Annotated in this window: 14 protein-coding genes; 9 read left to right on the top strand and 5 right to left on the bottom strand. The window is 67.3% G+C overall.

Annotated features, from left to right (window positions below; all coding sequences use genetic code 11):
- Positions 1-44: 44 nt before the first annotated feature.
- Positions 45-314 (bottom strand): putative signal transducing protein, encoded by a 270-nt coding sequence (locus ACTOWJ_RS16195; protein WP_441335660.1) that lies wholly within the window; start codon positions 312-314, stop codon positions 45-47.
- 233 nt (positions 315-547) lie between these two features.
- On the opposite strand from ACTOWJ_RS16195, the gene ACTOWJ_RS16190 reads away from it, so the two are divergent.
- The 4 genes from ACTOWJ_RS16190 to ACTOWJ_RS16175 all read left to right on the top strand — a co-directional run bounded on the left by ACTOWJ_RS16190 (position 548) and on the right by ACTOWJ_RS16175 (position 5,129).
- Positions 548-2,317, top strand: a complete 1,770-nt coding sequence (locus ACTOWJ_RS16190) for a glutamine--tRNA ligase/YqeY domain fusion protein (RefSeq protein WP_441335659.1) — start codon at positions 548-550, stop codon at positions 2,315-2,317.
- Positions 2,314-2,889 (top strand): deaminase, encoded by a 576-nt coding sequence (locus tag ACTOWJ_RS16185; RefSeq protein WP_441335658.1) that lies wholly within the window; start codon positions 2,314-2,316, stop codon positions 2,887-2,889. Before ACTOWJ_RS16190 ends, ACTOWJ_RS16185 begins: the two co-directional genes overlap by 4 nt.
- Positions 2,890-3,024: 135 nt before the next feature.
- Entirely contained in the window at positions 3,025-4,101 is a 1,077-nt protein-coding gene (rlmM, locus tag ACTOWJ_RS16180; protein ID WP_441335657.1) for a 23S rRNA (cytidine(2498)-2'-O)-methyltransferase RlmM, read from the top strand.
- A 335-nt stretch (positions 4,102-4,436) separates the two neighbouring features.
- The gene (locus tag ACTOWJ_RS16175) at positions 4,437-5,129 is read left to right on the top strand and encodes a hypothetical protein (protein ID WP_441335656.1); all 693 of its coding nucleotides are present in this window, start codon (positions 4,437-4,439) and stop codon (positions 5,127-5,129) included.
- A gap of 356 nt (positions 5,130-5,485) precedes the next feature.
- On the opposite strand, the gene ACTOWJ_RS16170 is transcribed toward ACTOWJ_RS16175, so the two are convergent.
- The gene (locus ACTOWJ_RS16170) at positions 5,486-7,384 is read right to left on the bottom strand and encodes a DUF1302 domain-containing protein (RefSeq protein ID WP_441335655.1); all 1,899 of its coding nucleotides are present in this window, start codon (positions 7,382-7,384) and stop codon (positions 5,486-5,488) included.
- 158 nt (positions 7,385-7,542) lie between these two features.
- Here ACTOWJ_RS16170 and ACTOWJ_RS16165 point away from each other — a divergent pair, with 158 nt between their 5' ends.
- Positions 7,543-8,850 (top strand): MFS transporter, encoded by a 1,308-nt coding sequence (locus ACTOWJ_RS16165; protein WP_441335654.1) that lies wholly within the window; start codon positions 7,543-7,545, stop codon positions 8,848-8,850.
- Between the two features lie 15 nt (positions 8,851-8,865).
- Here the strand turns inward: ACTOWJ_RS16165 and ACTOWJ_RS16160 are convergent, their stop codons facing one another.
- From ACTOWJ_RS16160 to ACTOWJ_RS16150, 3 genes are read right to left on the bottom strand one after another with little or no spacing between them, the layout of a single operon-like run.
- Positions 8,866-9,210, bottom strand: a complete 345-nt coding sequence (locus tag ACTOWJ_RS16160; RefSeq protein ID WP_441335653.1) for a hypothetical protein — start codon at positions 9,208-9,210, stop codon at positions 8,866-8,868.
- 51 nt (positions 9,211-9,261) lie between these two features.
- Positions 9,262-10,476 carry an FAD-dependent oxidoreductase gene (locus ACTOWJ_RS16155; protein ID WP_441335652.1) on the bottom strand — a complete coding sequence of 405 codons (1,215 nt, stop codon included), beginning with the start codon at positions 10,474-10,476 and terminating at the stop codon, positions 9,262-9,264.
- Positions 10,473-11,861, bottom strand: coding sequence for an FAD-dependent monooxygenase (locus ACTOWJ_RS16150; RefSeq protein WP_441335651.1), 1,389 nt, complete (start codon positions 11,859-11,861; stop codon positions 10,473-10,475). Before ACTOWJ_RS16150 ends, ACTOWJ_RS16155 begins: the two co-directional genes overlap by 4 nt.
- A gap of 365 nt (positions 11,862-12,226) precedes the next feature.
- Between ACTOWJ_RS16150 and ACTOWJ_RS16145 the strand changes: the two genes are divergently transcribed.
- The 4 genes from ACTOWJ_RS16145 (at position 12,227) to ACTOWJ_RS16130 (ending at position 16,285) form a co-directional block, all read left to right on the top strand.
- The gene (locus tag ACTOWJ_RS16145) at positions 12,227-12,817 is read left to right on the top strand and encodes a hypothetical protein (protein WP_441335650.1); all 591 of its coding nucleotides are present in this window, start codon (positions 12,227-12,229) and stop codon (positions 12,815-12,817) included.
- A 7-nt stretch (positions 12,818-12,824) separates the two neighbouring features.
- The gene (locus ACTOWJ_RS16140; protein WP_441335649.1) at positions 12,825-13,379 is read left to right on the top strand and encodes a cob(I)yrinic acid a,c-diamide adenosyltransferase; all 555 of its coding nucleotides are present in this window, start codon (positions 12,825-12,827) and stop codon (positions 13,377-13,379) included.
- Between the two features lie 2 nt (positions 13,380-13,381).
- The gene (locus ACTOWJ_RS16135; protein ID WP_441335648.1) at positions 13,382-14,293 is read left to right on the top strand and encodes a histone deacetylase family protein; all 912 of its coding nucleotides are present in this window, start codon (positions 13,382-13,384) and stop codon (positions 14,291-14,293) included.
- 267 nt (positions 14,294-14,560) lie between these two features.
- Positions 14,561-16,285: an Ig-like domain-containing protein gene (locus ACTOWJ_RS16130; RefSeq protein WP_441335647.1), complete on the top strand. Its 1,725-nt coding sequence runs from the start codon at positions 14,561-14,563 to the stop codon at positions 16,283-16,285.
- The last annotated feature ends 36 nt before the right edge of the window (positions 16,286-16,321 follow it).

Here is a 16,321-nt window from a genome sequence, read left to right as displayed (position 1 = left end):
CGTGGCCGATCACCGCAAGCGGAACATGATCCGCGCCGCGGCGCTCAGGCCGGGAGCCAGCCCGGTGGCGGCATCGCCTGGGCCGGCTCAGGTTCCGGTGGCGGCTCGCCCAGCGACAGGGCCTGCACCACCTGGTTCGCCTGCGGCCAGGCGACCTCGGGAACGCACACCTGGACCGCGCCGAACACCGGCAACTCGCCGATACCGCCGAGCAACGCCTCGCCGCGCAGGAACACCGGAATGCCGACGTCCTCCAGGGCGTGGCGAACCAGATGGGCGTCGATCAAATGGGCGGCGTCGTAGACGACTTTCATCGTCACTGTCCTTCGGCCTGCTGGCCTGGCGGGTCTGCGGCCAGCATACGCCGCCGCGCGGCGCCCGGCTCGTGACCCTTGTCAGCCGACCGCGTCCGCCGCCGAAACAGCCGTTTACGCAAGGCCGGAACGACGGCCCGCACGCTCCCCGGCCGGCCCGCGGACCGGTCACGCAGGCAGCCGGGCCCGGCACCGGCTAAACTCCCGTTTCTCCCTTACTCAAGATGCATTGCATGTCCGCCGATCCTTCCCGTCTTGCCCCCGAACATCCGTCCGATCCCGCCGCTGCGGCCGTGGTGAAGCAGGATTTCGTCCGTCAGATCGTCCGCGACGACCTGGCCAGCGGCAAGCACCAGGCGATCCGGACGCGCTTTCCGCCCGAACCCAACGGCTACCTGCACATCGGCCACGCCAAGGCGATCTGCCTGGACTTCGGCGTCGCCGGCGAATTCGGCGGGCGCTGCAACCTGCGCTTCGACGACACCAATCCGGCCAAGGAAGACCCCGAGTACGTCGAAGCCATCCTGGACGACGTGCACTGGCTCGGTTTCGAATGGGCCGAGCTGCGCCATGCCTCGGATTATTTCGAGCTGTTCTACCTGGCCGGCGAGAAGCTGATCCGCCAGGGCGACGCCTTCGTTTGCGACCTGAGCGCCGAGGAAGTGCGCGCCTACCGCGGTTCGCTCAACGAACCGGGCCGCAATTCGCCGTACCGCGACCGCAGCGTCGAGGAAAACCTTGACCTGTACGCACGCATGCGCGCCGGCGAGTTCGCCGACGGCGCGCGCACCCTGCGCGCCAAGATCGACATGAGCTCGGGCAATATCAATCTGCGCGATCCCACGCTGTATCGAATCAAGAAGGTCGAACACCAGAACACCGGCCACGCCTGGCCGATGTATCCGATGTACGACTTCGCCCATTCGCTCAGCGATTCCTGCGAAGGCATCACCCATTCGCTGTGCACGCTGGAATTCGAAGACCACCGTCCGCTGTACGACTGGTGCGTGGCCAAGGTCGACCTGCCGAATTCGCCCGAGTTGCTCGCGCCGCTGCTGGCCAAGGGTTTGCCGAAAGAAGCCGCGATCCCGCGCCAGATCGAGTTCTCGCGCGCCAACCTCAACTACACCGTGATGAGCAAGCGCAAGCTCATGGTGCTGGTCGAGGAAAACCTCGTCGACGGTTGGGACGACCCGCGCATGCCGACCCTGCAGGGCGTGCGTCGCCGAGGCTACACCGCCGCGGCGATCCGCCTGTGGGCCGAGCGCCTGGGCGTGAGCAAGCAGAATTCGGTGATCGATTACTCGGTGCTGGAAGGCTGCCTGCGCGAGGATCTCGATGCGGCCGCGCCGCGGCGCATGGCGGTGATCGATCCGCTCAAGTTGACTATCGCCAATCTGGGCGACGATCACGTCGAATCGCTGCACTTCTCCAACCATCCCAAGGACGAGAGCTTCGGCTCGCGCCAGGTGCCGTTCTCCAATGCGTTGTGGATCGAGCGCGAGGATTTCGAGGAAGTGCCGCCGAAGGGCTTCAAGCGCCTGATCCCGGGCGGCGAAGTGCGCCTGCGCGGCGCCGGCATCCTGCGCTGCGATGAGGTGATCAAGAACGAGGCCGGCGAAATCGTCGAGCTGCGCGGCACCCTGGATCCCGAATCGCGCCCCGGCATGGCCGGCGCCGATCGCAAGATCAAGGGCACCATCCACTGGGTCAGCGCGCGTCACGCGGTGGCGGCGGACATCCGCCTGTACGACCGCCTGTTCGACGTCGCAGCACCCGACGACGACAGCGACGGCAAGACCTACAAGGATCATCTGAACCCGAACTCGCGCCGCACCGTGACCGGCTACGTCGAACCGGCCGCGGCCGCGGCGGCGCCGGAGCAGTCGTTCCAGTTCGAGCGCGTGGGTTATTTCGTCGCCGACCGCTACGACCACCGCGCCGAGCGGCCGGTGTTCAACCGCAGCGTTACCCTGCGCGACACCTGGGCGAGCAAGGAATGAGTCCGAAGATTCCCTACCTGCTGACCGGCGCGGTGCAACTGGCGCTGCCGGAATGGATCGACGAAGCCGTCGACCGCACGCGCGCCTACCTCAGCGACGAGGATAAGGTCGCGCTGGCGATCGAGTTATCGCGGCGCAATATCGAACTGGGCACCGGCGGCCCGTTCGGCGCGGTGGTGTTCGACGGCAACGGCGTGGTGGTCGGCGTCGGCGTCAACCGCGTGGTGCCGCAGAACTGTTCGGTGGCCCACGCCGAGATGATGGCCTTCATGTGCGCACAGACCGCGGTCAGTGCGTACCGCCTCAATGAGCTGGGCCCGATGACCCTGGCCACCTCGGCGCAGCCGTGCTGCATGTGCTATGGCGCCAGCTTCTGGGCCGGCATCGACACCTTGCTGATCGGCGCGCGCTCGGAAGACGTGATGCGCTTGACCGAATTCGACGAAGGCCCGCTACCGGCGGACTGGATCGGCGAGCTGGAACGGCGCGGCATCGCGGTGCGCCGCGACCTGCATCGCGACGCGGCGTGCGAAGTGCTGCAACGTTACGGCGAGAGCGGCGTTTCCTACTGATCCACCCTGCTTCATGTAGGAGCGGCGCAAGCCGCGACCGCGACCTCGCAGTAACGGCGTAAGCGCGCGGTCGCGGCTTGCGCCGCTCCTACCCTGCACTACGCGCATACCGCGCATGGACCCTGAGCTCAGACTATGACCGACTCCGCCCTGTTCTGCTGGTGCCGCGCCGGTTTCGAGCCCGAACTCGCCGCCGAATTGAGCGAACGTTCCGCCGTCGCCGGCCATCCCGGTTACGCGCGCACCGAGCGCAACAGCGGGTATGTCGAATTCATCGTCGAGGACGCGCAAGCGGCCTCGCGCGCGCTGCCGTGGTCGAAGCTGATCTTCGCCCGGCAGAAGCTGGTGCGGCTGGCCGATCTGCGCCAGCTCAATCCCAGCGACCGGATCACCCCGATGCTGGCCGCGCTCGACGCGCAGGCCGGTTCGGGCTTGAACGTATCGATGTTCGGCGAGTTGTGGGTCGAGCATCCCGACTCCGACGAGGGCAAACCGCTGGCCGGCCTGGCGCGCAGCTTCGGCAACGCGCTGCGTCCGGCGTTGCGCAAGGCCGGCTGGCTCAGCAAGAACGACGATCCCACTCGCCCGCGTCTGCACGTGGTGTTCCTTGCCGGCGATCACGCGATGCTGGCGATGGCCGATCCGCACGACAGCGCGCCCTGGCCGCTGGGCATCCCGCGCTTGCGCATGCATCCCGACGCGCCGAGCCGCTCCGCGCTCAAGCTCGAAGAAGCCCTGCTGACCCTGCTCGACGACGACGAACGCGAACGCCGCGTGCGCGACAACATGCAGGCCGCCGATCTGGGCGCCGCGCCCGGCGGCTGGACCTGGGTCTTGATGCGCAACGGCATGAAGGTCACTTCGGTCGACAACGGCCCGCTCCGCCAGGCCTTGCTCGACAGCGGCCGGGTCGATCACCTGCGCGCCGACGGATTTTCCTGGCAGCCCAAGCGCACGCTCGACTGGATGGTCTGCGACATGGTCGAATCGCCCGCGCGCGTGGCCGAACGCATGGCCACCTGGTTCCGCGAGAATTGGTGTCGGCAGGCGATCTTCAACCTCAAGCTGCCGATGAAAAAGCGCTGGGACGAAACCCGGATGTGCCTGGAAGCGTTCGAGCACCAGACCCATCGACCGATGATCGTGCGCGCGCGTCAGCTGTATCACGATCGCGAAGAGATCACGGTGTTCGCTGCGCCGGCCGGGAAGTGAGGTGCGCGCGCTCGACTGTCGTCGCGATTTGGGGAATGGCGAGTCGGGGCTGAAGCCCCTCCCACAAAAGACCTCGCAAGTTCGCGCGGCGATCGTTGCGACCAAATGTGGACACCCCGCGTTCCCAAGCGCCCGCGAAGACTCCGAAGTCTTTTGTGGGAGGGGCTTCAGCCCCGACTCGCCCGATCAGATCGCGACACACCTTCGCTCATTCATCGTGGCGACGGCCAGGTGATGCCCGCTTAACTTTCCGATTCAGCGCCCGTTTCGAAGATTTACGCGCGTTTGATCCACGCCCGGTTAGCGTCGTAACCTCCCCACCGCGAGGCGCCGTGATGAAACGACACACGAACCAGCGACATGCCCTGTTGAGCGCAGCCCTGCTGGCAACGCTGGCAGCCACCGGCGTCGTTTCCGCCCAGGTGCCGTCCAAGGTCGAGTCCAAACACGAAGCGATAAACAAGGCCGATGCCGCTGCAGAGCAGGCGCGCACCGCGCGCGAAGACGCCGCCAGCGCGCAAACCGCGGCGCGCGCCGCCGCGGCGACGCGCGATCAGGGCGCGCTGAGCGCACGCGGCGCGATCGCCGCGGAAGCCACCGCCGAGCAAGCCAAGAGTTCGGCCGCCGATGCCCAGACCGCGGCGCAGCAGGCCACGAGCGCGGCCGAGGATGCGCGTTCGGCGCAGGCGGCCGCGGTGTCCGGCAGCAATCCGCACGGTGCCGCGATCCAGGCGCGCGCGGCGATGAACGAGGCGCGCACCGCCACCGCCATCGCCGCCGATGCGACCGGCGTCGCTCAGGCCGCCGCGGCCGCGACCGCCGAAGCCAATCAACTGCCCGCCACCGTCATCGCCGCGCCTAGCGACGGCCGCAACGTCGATTTCGTCGCGCTCGACGTCGACGCCGACGGGGTACTGACGCGCAGCGAAGCGCGCGCGTTCGCTCCGCTCAGCGCCAATTTCCTCGCCGTCGATGTCAACGCCGACGGGTCGTTGAGCGCGAGTGAGATCAATGGCTGGAGGCGCTGAGAGGTTGCGTGGCGGCTGGTGGAAGCTAGGGACTAGGACTAGGACTAGGACTAGGAAAGCCTAAGCCGGGCTCGCCTTCGCTCGTCACTCCCGTGGAGGCGGGCTCTGCTCTTTACTTCGGCAGCGCCGAACATCCGGTGCCTTTAGCGTCATCCTTCCAGAACGTCATTCCCGCGAAGGCGGGAATCCAGAGACTTCAAGCGTTCTCGCACGAAAGCCCCTGGATTCCCGCCTTCGCGGGAATGACGAGCAAAAGCAAACGACGCGAAAAATGCGAGCAAAACGAGAAGAACGAAGACCACTCGTTTAGCCTTTTACCGAGTCCCGAGTCCCGAGTCCCAAGCCCCGAATCTCCCTCAGAACGTAGCCCCCACCGCCACGCTAGCGAAATCATGATCGGCCAGCGAATCGTAATGCGCACTGCCGGCGTAATCGCTGTAACTCACGCTGGCGAAGTAGTGCTTGCCGTACTTCGCCGCCAACGCCACGGTGAGCTGGCGGCGGTCTTCGACCAGCTGATTGTCGATCGCGAAACCGCGCACGTCGTGACCGAAGCTCAAGCTCGGCGACAAGGTCCATTCGCCGCCCGGCGCGTAGTCCAACTGCGCGCGCAAACGGTAGCCCCACGCGTTGCGGGTATAGAAGCCTTCATCGAGACAGCCGCGCGGATTCTGCACCGGCGGACACACGCCGCCGTAACCCTCGGGCGAGAAGCCCCAATGGAAGCCGCGGCCGTAACGGGCCTGGCTCAGCGGCGCCAGATCGGCGTGGCTGTACGCGGCTTCCGCCATCAGCGTGGCCTGTTGAGCGCCGAGCACGCCGGCGAAGCTGCGCTGGGCGTTGACGATCAACTGGGTCTTGTCGACGCGGTCGAAGCCCTGCAACACCGCGCCCGGCGGCAATACCGCGTTGCGCTGGCCGATCGGTCCGCCGTTGCTGGTCAAGGCGCGGAACATGTCGGCGGTGTTGAGCTGCACCGGTTGGTCCTGGGTATGCGACAGCTCCGCGCCGAGCTTCCAGCCTTTCGCGCGCGCATCGAAACTCAGGCCGAAGATGCGGATGTCGTCGGGGTATTCCCAGGATACTTGGATCGTCGACAACCGCGCGGACAACTGCGCGTAAGCGCTCGGAACGCCCGCTGCGATCAGGCGCGGCGCCAGGGTCGGATCGGTGCGCGCGGGATCCATCGTGATCGCATCCAGATACGGCGCGCGCGAATTGATCCGTAGGTAATACGCGCCCCATCCCAGGCCGGTTTGCTCGTCGCGGTAACGCAGCGCCAGGCCCCATTGCCCGGAGTCGCTGCCGGGGCGGTCGCGACCGCGCGGCAAGATCGCTCCCATCGACTGGGTGAACCCGTCGCTGAGCCATGGCCCCGCATCGGGCGAGGCGCTGTTGATCGGATAGTAGGCATTGGACTGGATTCCGGCGCAGCCGCGCTCGAAGCCCAAGTCGCTGCCGGAGAAAAACGTGCCGCAGGGATCGTATTCGGAAGCGCGCCAATTCCATTGCCAGAAGCCTTCCAGACTCAGTTTCGAATCCAGCGTCCACTTCGCCCACAACATCTCGACCGGAATCTGCGCCTCGCTCGCCGCATCGGTGCCGGGACGGCGCAAGGTGGTGTAATCGAGCGGATTGACTTGATTGAGGCCCTGCACGAACAAGCCGTTGCCCCACTTCACGCTTTGCTTGCCCACGCGTACGTCCAGCGCGCTGTCTTCGTCTAGCTTCAGATGGCCGTAGACGTAGGCGTTGAGCCACAAGAATCCGGAGAACTTGTTCGAGCGGGAAAAGCCCGCGTCGCTGAGCGGCGCGCTCGCGTCGAAGCCGTTGGGCACGTTGCCCTGGGCCACCTCGCTGCGATCGAGCGTGGCGTCGTACCAGGCGCGCGCGCTGAGATTCACGCCGACGTCGCGGTATTTCAGGTCGACCGTCTGGACGATCTTGAACAAGCTGGAGAACGCATCGCCGCGATCGAAGTTCAGATTGCCGTCGTCGGCGGTATCGGCGCCGTTGCCGCCCTTGGCGCGGCCGTCGGAGGCATAGCCCTTGCCGAGCAGATGCGGCTTGGCCTGACCGGTGCGCACCGAGGTGCCGGCGACGACGCGGGTATTCCATTGGCCCTGGATCGAGCCGTCGGCGAGTTCGAACTCGGCCGCTTGCGCAGCGGTCGCGGATAAGATCAAGGCGAGCGCGACCGGCAAGGCGGCGCCCGACGCGCGCGTGAGCGCGGCGGGAATCTGAATGGAAAACAAGTGCAGCTCTGCGGGGGAACGGAGACGCTGCGTTTCTAGCATCGGCCGCGCGCGCGTCGCACTACTACTTTAGGCCGTACCGATGCCGCCCCGGGTTGCGCCGGCGCGACGTTGCGGCATAGTGCCTTGCCTCCCCGCCCGTCCGACCGCCGCTCGCCATGACCGCCACGCCCATCGTTCCCGACGCCGCCCGTCCGCTGAACCGTAACGACATCCGCACTTTGCTGCTGTCCGCACTCGGCGGGGCGTTGGAGTTCTACGACTTCGTCATCTTCGTGTTTCTGACCGAAACGCTGCGGCAATTGTTCTTTCCACCGGACATGCCGACCTGGCTGGGCACCTTGCAGGTCTACGGGATCTTCGCGGCGGGTTATCTGGTGCGGCCGATCGGCGGCATCATCATGGCCCATTTCGGCGATCGCTCCGGGCGCAAACGCATGTTCACGCTCAGCGTGTTCCTGATGGCGCTGCCGACCCTGGCGATCGGCCTGCTGCCGGTGTACGCGCAGATCGGCATCGCCGCGCCGTTGTTGCTGCTGGCGCTGCGCGTCGTGCAGGGCATCGCGATCGGCGGCGAAGTGCCCGGCGCGTGGACCTTCGTCGCCGAGCACGCACCGCGCGGCCGGGTCGGTTTCGCCTGCGCCACACTGTCGGCGGGCCTCACCGCGGGCATCCTGATCGGCTCGCTGATCTCCACCGCGATCAACACCTGGTTCACCCCGGAGCAAGTGCTGGGCGGCGCCTGGCGCGCGCCGTTCATCATCGGCGGTGTGTTCGGATTCCTCGCGGTGTATCTGCGCCGCTGGCTCAGCGAAACGCCGGTGTTCGCGGCGATGCGCGCCAGCCGCCAACTGGTGCAGGAACTGCCGCTCAAGCAGGTGCTGCGCAATCACATGGACGGCGTGGTGCTGTCGATGCTGGTGACGTGGCTGCTGACCGCGGCGATCGTGGTGATCATTCTGATGACGCCGACTATCGTCCAGCAGAAGTTCGCCATGGAGCCGTCGCGGGCGTTTCTCGGCAACAGCCTGGCGGCGTTCTTCCTGACCCTGAGCGCGGTCGGCGGCGGTTGGCTGGTGGACAGAATCGGCCGCGGCAAGGCGCTGCTGATCGGTTCGCTGGGCGTGTTGGTGAGCAGCTACGCGCTGTACTACGACCTCAACCACGGCGCGCAGAATTTCCTGCTGCTGTACGCGCTGGCCGGCGTGTTTGTCGGCGTGGTCGGGGTGATTCCGGCGGTGATGGTGGCCGCGTTCCCGGCGCCGGTGCGGTTTTCGGGCTTGTCGTTTTCCTACAACGTCGCCTACGCGGTGTTCGGCGCCGCCACCCCGCCGTTGATCGGCGGTTATCTGGCGCCGCACTTCGGCGGCATGGCGCCGGCGTACTACGTGATGGCGGTGGCGGTAGTCGGCATCGGCGTGTCGTTGTACCTGCTCAGAACCCAGCGCGAGTTCTACGAGCACTGAGGCCGGCGACGGCGCTCAGCAGACCAGCGCGAACTGCGTGTAGAAGACGATCAAGCCGGTCAACCATACCGCCGGCATCGCGATCAGCAAAGCGAGCGCGAACCAGACCCAACGCCACACACCTAGCGTCTTCGGCAGGCGCAAAGCCAACCAGGGCAGCGCGGCGCCCGCGAGCGCGAACAAGATCAGCACGACCAACCCCAGCGCCATGAACCAGGCCGGTTTCGGGCCGAATTCTTCCGGGCATTTTTGCATCGCCCATGCGGCGCCGGGCATCGAGGCGACGACGAACGCGATCGCCGCACAGGCCGAAGTCCCGACGACCCCGCGAACCGACGGGTGGTTCATATTGGCCTGCATGGCTGTTCCCTTCCTTGGTTGGCGCGGCCTGCGCCGCAACCGCGCCGCGAGCTACAAACCCGCGGCGCGCTTCCAGAAAAAATGCGTCAGCGGCGGCAAGCGGCCGGCCAGTCCCAGCATCGGACCGCGCAGCATCGTCGCGGCGAAATCGTCGTTCGAAAACAATTTGTTCAAACCGTCGAAACCGTACGCGGCCAGCGTGTTCTCGCTGCGCCGCTCGCGCGCCCAACGCGCCAGACGGGTCGGCGAGCCCGGGTCGAGCCCACGCTTGCGCGCCTGCGCGAGCGCGCCGCGCAAACCGGCGATATCGCGCAGCCCCAGATTGACGCCCTGCCCGGCCAGCGGATGCACCACGTGCGCCGCGTCGCCGGCCACGACCACGCGGCCTGCGACGTAACGCTGCGCGAGTTGGCGCCGCAGCGGGAACGCGGCGCGCTTGGACACGCCGGTCAGCACGCCCAGGCGCCCGGCGAAAGCGCGTTCGAGTTCGTTCAAGAACGTCGCATCGTCGAGCGCGAGCAACCGCTCGGCGTCTTCGCTCGGCAGCGTCCAGACGATGGAACTGCGACGGTCGCGCGCGCCCGCATCGCCCTGGCTCGGCGCAGACGCCGTCGGCAGGAACGCGAGCGGGCCGGTCGGCAGAAAGCGTTGCCAACAGGTCGCTTCGTGACTCAGTTCGCTGTCGACATAGGCCACCAATCCGCGCTGACCGTAATCGTGCGCGGGCGCATCGATGCCGGCGAACTCGCGCAACTTGGATTCGGCGCCGTCGGCGGCGACCACCAGGCGCGCGCGCAGGCGACGGCCGCCGGACAATACCACGCCGATGTTGTCGGCCGCGTCGGCTTCCAGCGCCTCGACCTGATCGGGGCAATACAGTTGCACGCCCGCACCCGGCAAGGCCGACCACAGGCGGTCGACCAGCAGGCCGTGTTCGACGATCCAGCCCAGTTCGCGCCGGCCGAAGGCATCGGCGTCGAAATGCAGCTCGCCGCCGCCGGCCGCGTCCCACACCCGCATGCCGCGGTACGGCTGCGCGCGGGTGTCGCGGATCGAATGCCACACGCCCAGATCATCGAGCAGCGCGGCGTTGTCCGGCGCGAATGCGTAGACGCGCAGATCCGCTTGTTGCGGCGACCACGGCGCCGGCTCGCGCGCTTCGACCAGGGCGACGTCGAATCCGTCCCGGGCGAAGGCCAGCGCCGCCGCCGCGCCGACGACGCCCGCGCCGACCACCACCACGTCCAACACGTCGCGACGGCTCATGCGCGGCCACCGAAACGGCTCGCATCGACGCCGGATTCGCCGCGACACAGGGCCGGCACATCGCCGCGATAGCCCATCGCGCCGCCGACCAGGAACGATTGCGCCGTCGACAGACGATCGACGGCGAACAGGCCCAGGCTGCGCAACGGCCGCATCAGCGCGCTCTCGTTGGACGCCAGGCGGGCCAGACCGTCAGAGAAATTCACCGTGCGCTCGCGATCTTCGCCGCGACGCTGGGCATAACGCTGCAACAGATCCTCGTTGCCGCAATCGACTGTTGGCGTTTTGCTCAGCCCTTGTTCGATCAACTCGGCCAGGGTCATCGCATCGCGCAAGCCGAGATTGAAGCCTTGCGCGCCGATCGGATGGATGGTCTGCGCGGCATTGCCGACCAGCAGCGCGCGACGCGCGGTGGTGCGCCGCGCGAGCACCCGGATCGCCGGGTACAGGCTGCGCGCGCCGCAGGCGACGAAGCGTCCGGCGCGCCAGCCGAAGGCCTCTTGCACGCGCGCCAGAAACGCCGCCTCGTCGAGCGCGGCGACTGCGTCAGCATCGGCGTTGGCGACGCCGTGGATCAGGCCGTAATGGCGGTCGCCGCGCGGCAGCAATGCGGTCGGTCCCTCATCGCCCAGACGTTCGTAAGCGGTGCCGTCGGGCGTGCGCTCTGCGCGCAGGCGGGTCACGAACAAGGTCTGGCCGTAGTCGTGTTCGTCGGCGCCGATGCCCAGCGCCTCGCGCACGCCGCTGCGGGTGCCGTCGGCGGCCACCAGCAGGCGCGCGCGCAGCACGCGTTCGCCGGCGGCGTCGGCGACGCGGATCGCGCGCCACTCGGAGCCCGCGCCGGCAGAGACGTCAGCGTCGCGCCGAGATGCTGCGTCGCCATCACGCGCCTGAGCATCGCCAGCCGGCGCGGCCGTTCGCTCATGAATTTCATCGGCCAACCCCACGAAACGCACCGGGCGATAACGCTGCAATCGCGGCAACTCCGCCAGGCGCGCTTCCAGCGCTTCGCCGAAATCGCGCGCGACCACGATCCGGCCGAATTCTTCGCGGCCGTAGCGCTGCGCGTCGAGCACAGCGCGGCCGAAATCGCCGCGCCGGCTGATGTGGATGCGGCGGATCGCGCCGGTCGGCGCGCGCAATTTGGCAAGCACGCCCAAGGCGCCGAGCGCATTGACGGTGGCCTCAGCGAAGCTGAGGTTGCGCTCGTCGAATACCGCCGGCAACGCGCCGGGCGGCGCGGCTTCGACCAGGCCCACGTCCAGGCCGAGGCGATCCAGAGCGATGGCGAGGCTGGCGCCGACCAATCCGCCGCCGACGATCAGGACATCGTGGCTGGCGTGGACGGCGTCGTGCGGAGCGGACTGCGTTGCGTCTGAAGTCATGCGTTCATGATACGGCGGGGTGCGTGCGGCGTCTGTTCGCATCGGGGCGCGCCGGCCGGCGCGGTCGCTGCGGATGGTGATTGCGATCAGGCTGGATCGGAAAGCGTCGGGCCTGAAGGCCCTCCCACAAAAGACCTCGTCGCAGCGTGGATCGCGAGGCCGACAGGCATCGGGCGTGGCCGTGAAGTCTTTTGTGGGAGGGCCTTCAGGCCCGACGCTTTTCCTCAGCCCTCGCCGAATCAATCACTTAGACCAGCCCGCCGGGTCTTGGCAACCTCTGTCCCACCGCCGAACCGGCACTTTGGTCTCAGGTTCCTTAGAATGTGCGGATCGACGCGCCGGTCCGGCGTCAGGAGCCTGAGCCCATGAAGCCGAACACCCGCAACAGCCTGATCCTCGCCCTGCTCGCCGTGCTGATGGTCGCGACCCGCGTCAATCACTGGACGCCGATTCCGGACGCGTCCTGGGCGGTGTTCTTCATCGGCGGCTTCTATCTGCGCAACTGGACCCGCTGGGCGTTCCCGCTGCTGATGGCGCTGGCCATCGTCGTCGATTACGCGGTGATCACCCGTCAGGGCATGAGCTTCTGGGAGCACTACTGCGTCTCGGCCGCGTACTGGTTCCTGGTCCCGGCGTATTTCGCGATGTGGGCCGGCGGTTTGTGGGTCTCGCGCAATTACAGCCGCAGCTGGCGCACGCTGGGCTTGACCGTGGTGGCATTGCTGGCTTCGGTCGCGGTCTGCCAACTGCTCAGTCAGGGCAGCTTCTATTGGCTGTCGGATTCGGTGCAGAACAAGTCCGTCGCCGGCTGGGCCGCGAACTACTTCCAGTGGCTGCTGCCGTACCTGCGCACCACCGCCACTTACGTCGGCATCGCCGTGGTGGTCCAGGCGATCGCCGCCGGCGCCAGCAAGACCAAGCCGCTGCCCGTGCGCAACGACGACGCCAAGCGCTGATCGATCGATGGGCAACCGTCTTTCGAAAATCTACACGCGCACCGGCGACGACGGCAGCACCGGCCTGGGCGACGGCAGTCGCACCGGCAAGGATTCGGCGCGGGTGGATGCGTACGGCACGGTCGACGAGGCCAACTCGACCATCGGCCTGGTGCTGGCGAGCGAGCTGCCCGAGGCGGTTCGCGATCAATTGGTCGCGATCCAGCACCAGATGTTCGACCTCGGCGCCGAACTGTGCATTCCCGGCCATGCGGCGATCTTCGACGCCGACATCGACCGGCTGGAGCATTGGCTCGACGGCCATAACGAACACCTGCCGCCGCTGAAGGAATTCATCCTGCCGGCCGGCGGCGAAGCGGCAGCGCGCTGCCACATCGCGCGCACGGTGGTGCGCCGCGCCGAGCGCGAAACCGTCGCTTTGTCGCGCGTGGAAAGCATCCGGCCCGAAGCGGTGCGCTATCTCAACCGCCTGTCGGATCTGCTGTTCGTGCTCGCGCGCGTGCTCGCCCGCGCCGGCGGCCACGGCGAGGTCACCTGGAACCACGAGCGCCGCAAGGGCTAGCCGTGCGCATCTACACGCATCCGGCTTGCACGCGCCACGACCCGGGTCCGGGCCATGCCGAGCGGCCGTTGCGTCTGGTCGCGGTGACCGAAGCGCTGCGCGAGGCCTATCCCGATCTGCAATGGTGCGAAGCGCCGGTGGCCAGCCGCGGCCAGTTGTTGCGCGCGCACGGCGACGGCCTGCTCGCGCTGGTGCTCGATACGCCCTGCGACGGCCCGGTGCAGCTCGATCCCGATACCGTGCTGGCCCCGGGTTCGGCCGAAGCGGCGCTGCGCGCGGCCGGCGCCGGCGTGGCCGCGGTCGACGCGGTGCTCAAGGGCGAAGAACGCCGCATTTTCTGTGCCGTGCGGCCGCCCGGCCATCACGCCACCATCGACGCGGCGATGGGCTTCTGCCTGTTCAACAACATCGCCGTCGCCGCCGCCCACGCCTGCGACAAGCACGGCCTGGCGCGGGTGGCGGTGATCGATTTCGACGTCCACCACGGCAACGGCACCCAGGCGATCTTCGACACCGATCCGCGGGTGATGTACGTCAGTTCGCACCAGATGCCGCTGTATCCGGACACCGGTTACGCGCAAGAACGCGGCGTGGGCAACATCGTCAATGCGCCGCTGCCCGCCGGTACCGGCAGCGAGGGCTTCCGCCGGGTCTGGCGCGAGCGGCTGCTGCCGACCATCGACTCGTTCCGACCGCAGTTGGTGCTGATCTCGGCCGGTTTCGACGCGCACCGGCGCGATCCGTTGGCGCAGATCGAACTCGACGGCGCGGATTTCGCCTGGATCACCACCGAGCTGGTCGCCATCGCCGAGCGCCATGCGCTGGGCCGGGTGGTATCGATGCTCGAAGGCGGCTACGACCTGGCCGCGCTGCGCGAAAGCGCGGTGGCGCATGTCGGCGCGTTGATGGCCTGAACCGCGCAGCGCAGGTCATGCGCTGCAATGGATACGCAGAACCGTCATCAAGCACCGGAATCATGTTGGTTTCGGTGGCTGCCGCATTCGATAGCCACCGAAGCCAACCGACGAAAGGCCTTCATTTCGCGTATTTCTTCGCTGCGATTCTCGGCCGCAGCGACCTGCTTCTGCGACCCTTGGACTTGCACGCAACTCACGCGTGCGGCGTCGCACGTGCTCTGCGATCGGGAACCCCGCAGCGATATCACCTCAAAGGAATGCACGATGGCAATCGATATCCGTTTTTATGGCCCCCTGCTGCGATGCGCCGTGGCGCTGGCCGGCACCGCATTCACCGTCACCCCGGCCTGGGCCGCGCTCGACGATGTCGGCCATGCGCCGCCCAGCACGCATCGGCTTAAGTTCCTGGTGGATTCGCAACTCTCGGCCGGCACCACCAGCGCCGAGATCGGGCGGCGCCTGAATCAGTACGTGGCCGACCTCAACACCGTGTTCGTGCGTGAGAGCGTGCGCAGCTTCGTGTTCGATCCGATCACCGACCTGGCGTTCGTCGATCCGGCCGGCGATGCGCGCTGCAAGGCCGGACCGGTCAATACCGTGGCCGGCACGATCGAAGTCTGCATCGCCAAGTCGGCCCAGAACTACAGCTACGGCGGTTACGCGGGCAGCGTGACCAATCCGCAGGCCGGATCGGTCAGGGGTATGAACTGGCTGAACATCTACGACCCGTTGCGGTTGTCGAAGACGGTGGTGGCGCCGTCCATCGTCGCCAGCGAGGAGGATTACCTCGTACGCCAGCTGCGTACCCTGGTTCACGAGCTGGAACATGTCTTCGGCGCGGGCATGGGCGAGTACTACAACCTGGCGTCCGGCACCGACCGCAGCGGAGTGCCGCCGACGCAGAATCTCGCGCTCAGCAACCGCAACGATCGCTATTGGTGGTCGCGTCAGCATTGGAAGCGCGACCCCTTGCTGAGCCCGATCTACGGCTACTACGGCCCGGCCAAAGATCGCGTAGCGATGCTTGAGATGACCCGCTTCACCGCGGGCACCAAGGCGCAGCTCAATACCGATTGGAGCCAGTGGCCCTACGCCTCGACCTATGTCATGCCGATGACCACGGCAACGGAAGTCTGGGTCACCGACCCGATCTCCAATACGCCGGTGGCCGGCGCGCAGGTCACGGTCTGGCAGGTGCCCCAGCCCACGGCGGCGGCGGCGAAGCAGGTCGCACAGGGCAACACCGATTCGGTCGGACGCTTCGTCTTCGACTGGAAATGCAATCCCAGTTGCTTCAACAACTACAGCGGCATCCTGCTGGTCAAGGCAACGGCGCCGCAGCGCGATCCGGCGGCGACCTGGTTCTCGATCTTCGATGCGTTCGAACAGAAGGCCGCGTTCGGCCAGAATGCGATCACCATCGATCTGCCGATGCCTGTGGCAGGCGCGGATACCCAGGCACCCAACATTTCGATCAGCGCGCCGGCGCGCGCCACGCTAGGTCAGCCGCTGACCATCTCGGCTACCGCGAGCGACAACACCGGCATCCAGGGGATCAAGCTGCTGGCGCCTGGCGATTGGGGCTGCACCCTGGTCGCGCCGCCGTATGCCTGCACCTTCGTGCCGGTTCTGGCCGGGGCCCAGGACGTCACCGCGATCGCGATGGACCTGGCCGGCAATCTCAGCCAGACCCAGGCGCGCATCGTGTTCGATCCGCCGGGCGATGCTATCGCTCCGCTGGCGACGGTCACCGCTCCGGCCAGCGCGCCCGTCAACACGGTCGTCCCGATCCTTGCGACCGCCTCGGACAATCTTGCGGTAATCGGCGTGGATGTCATCGTCGACGGCCGCCGGGTGTGCTCGCTTACGGCCACGCCCTATCGGTGCGACTGGACGCCTTCGAAGCCGGGCTACGCGAACATCGAAGTGCGCGCCAGCGACGCGGCGGGCAATGCTCATAGCGTCTCGACGACCACCCGCGTGCAATAGCCGCGGCCGCGGCGGGCGGTTTTGTCCGCGCAACTC

The organism is Lysobacter sp. CA199 (genome assembly GCF_052078715.1).
Lineage (GTDB): Bacteria > Pseudomonadota > Gammaproteobacteria > Xanthomonadales > Xanthomonadaceae > Lysobacter.
This window is presented reverse-complemented; position numbering and strand designations above follow the sequence as displayed.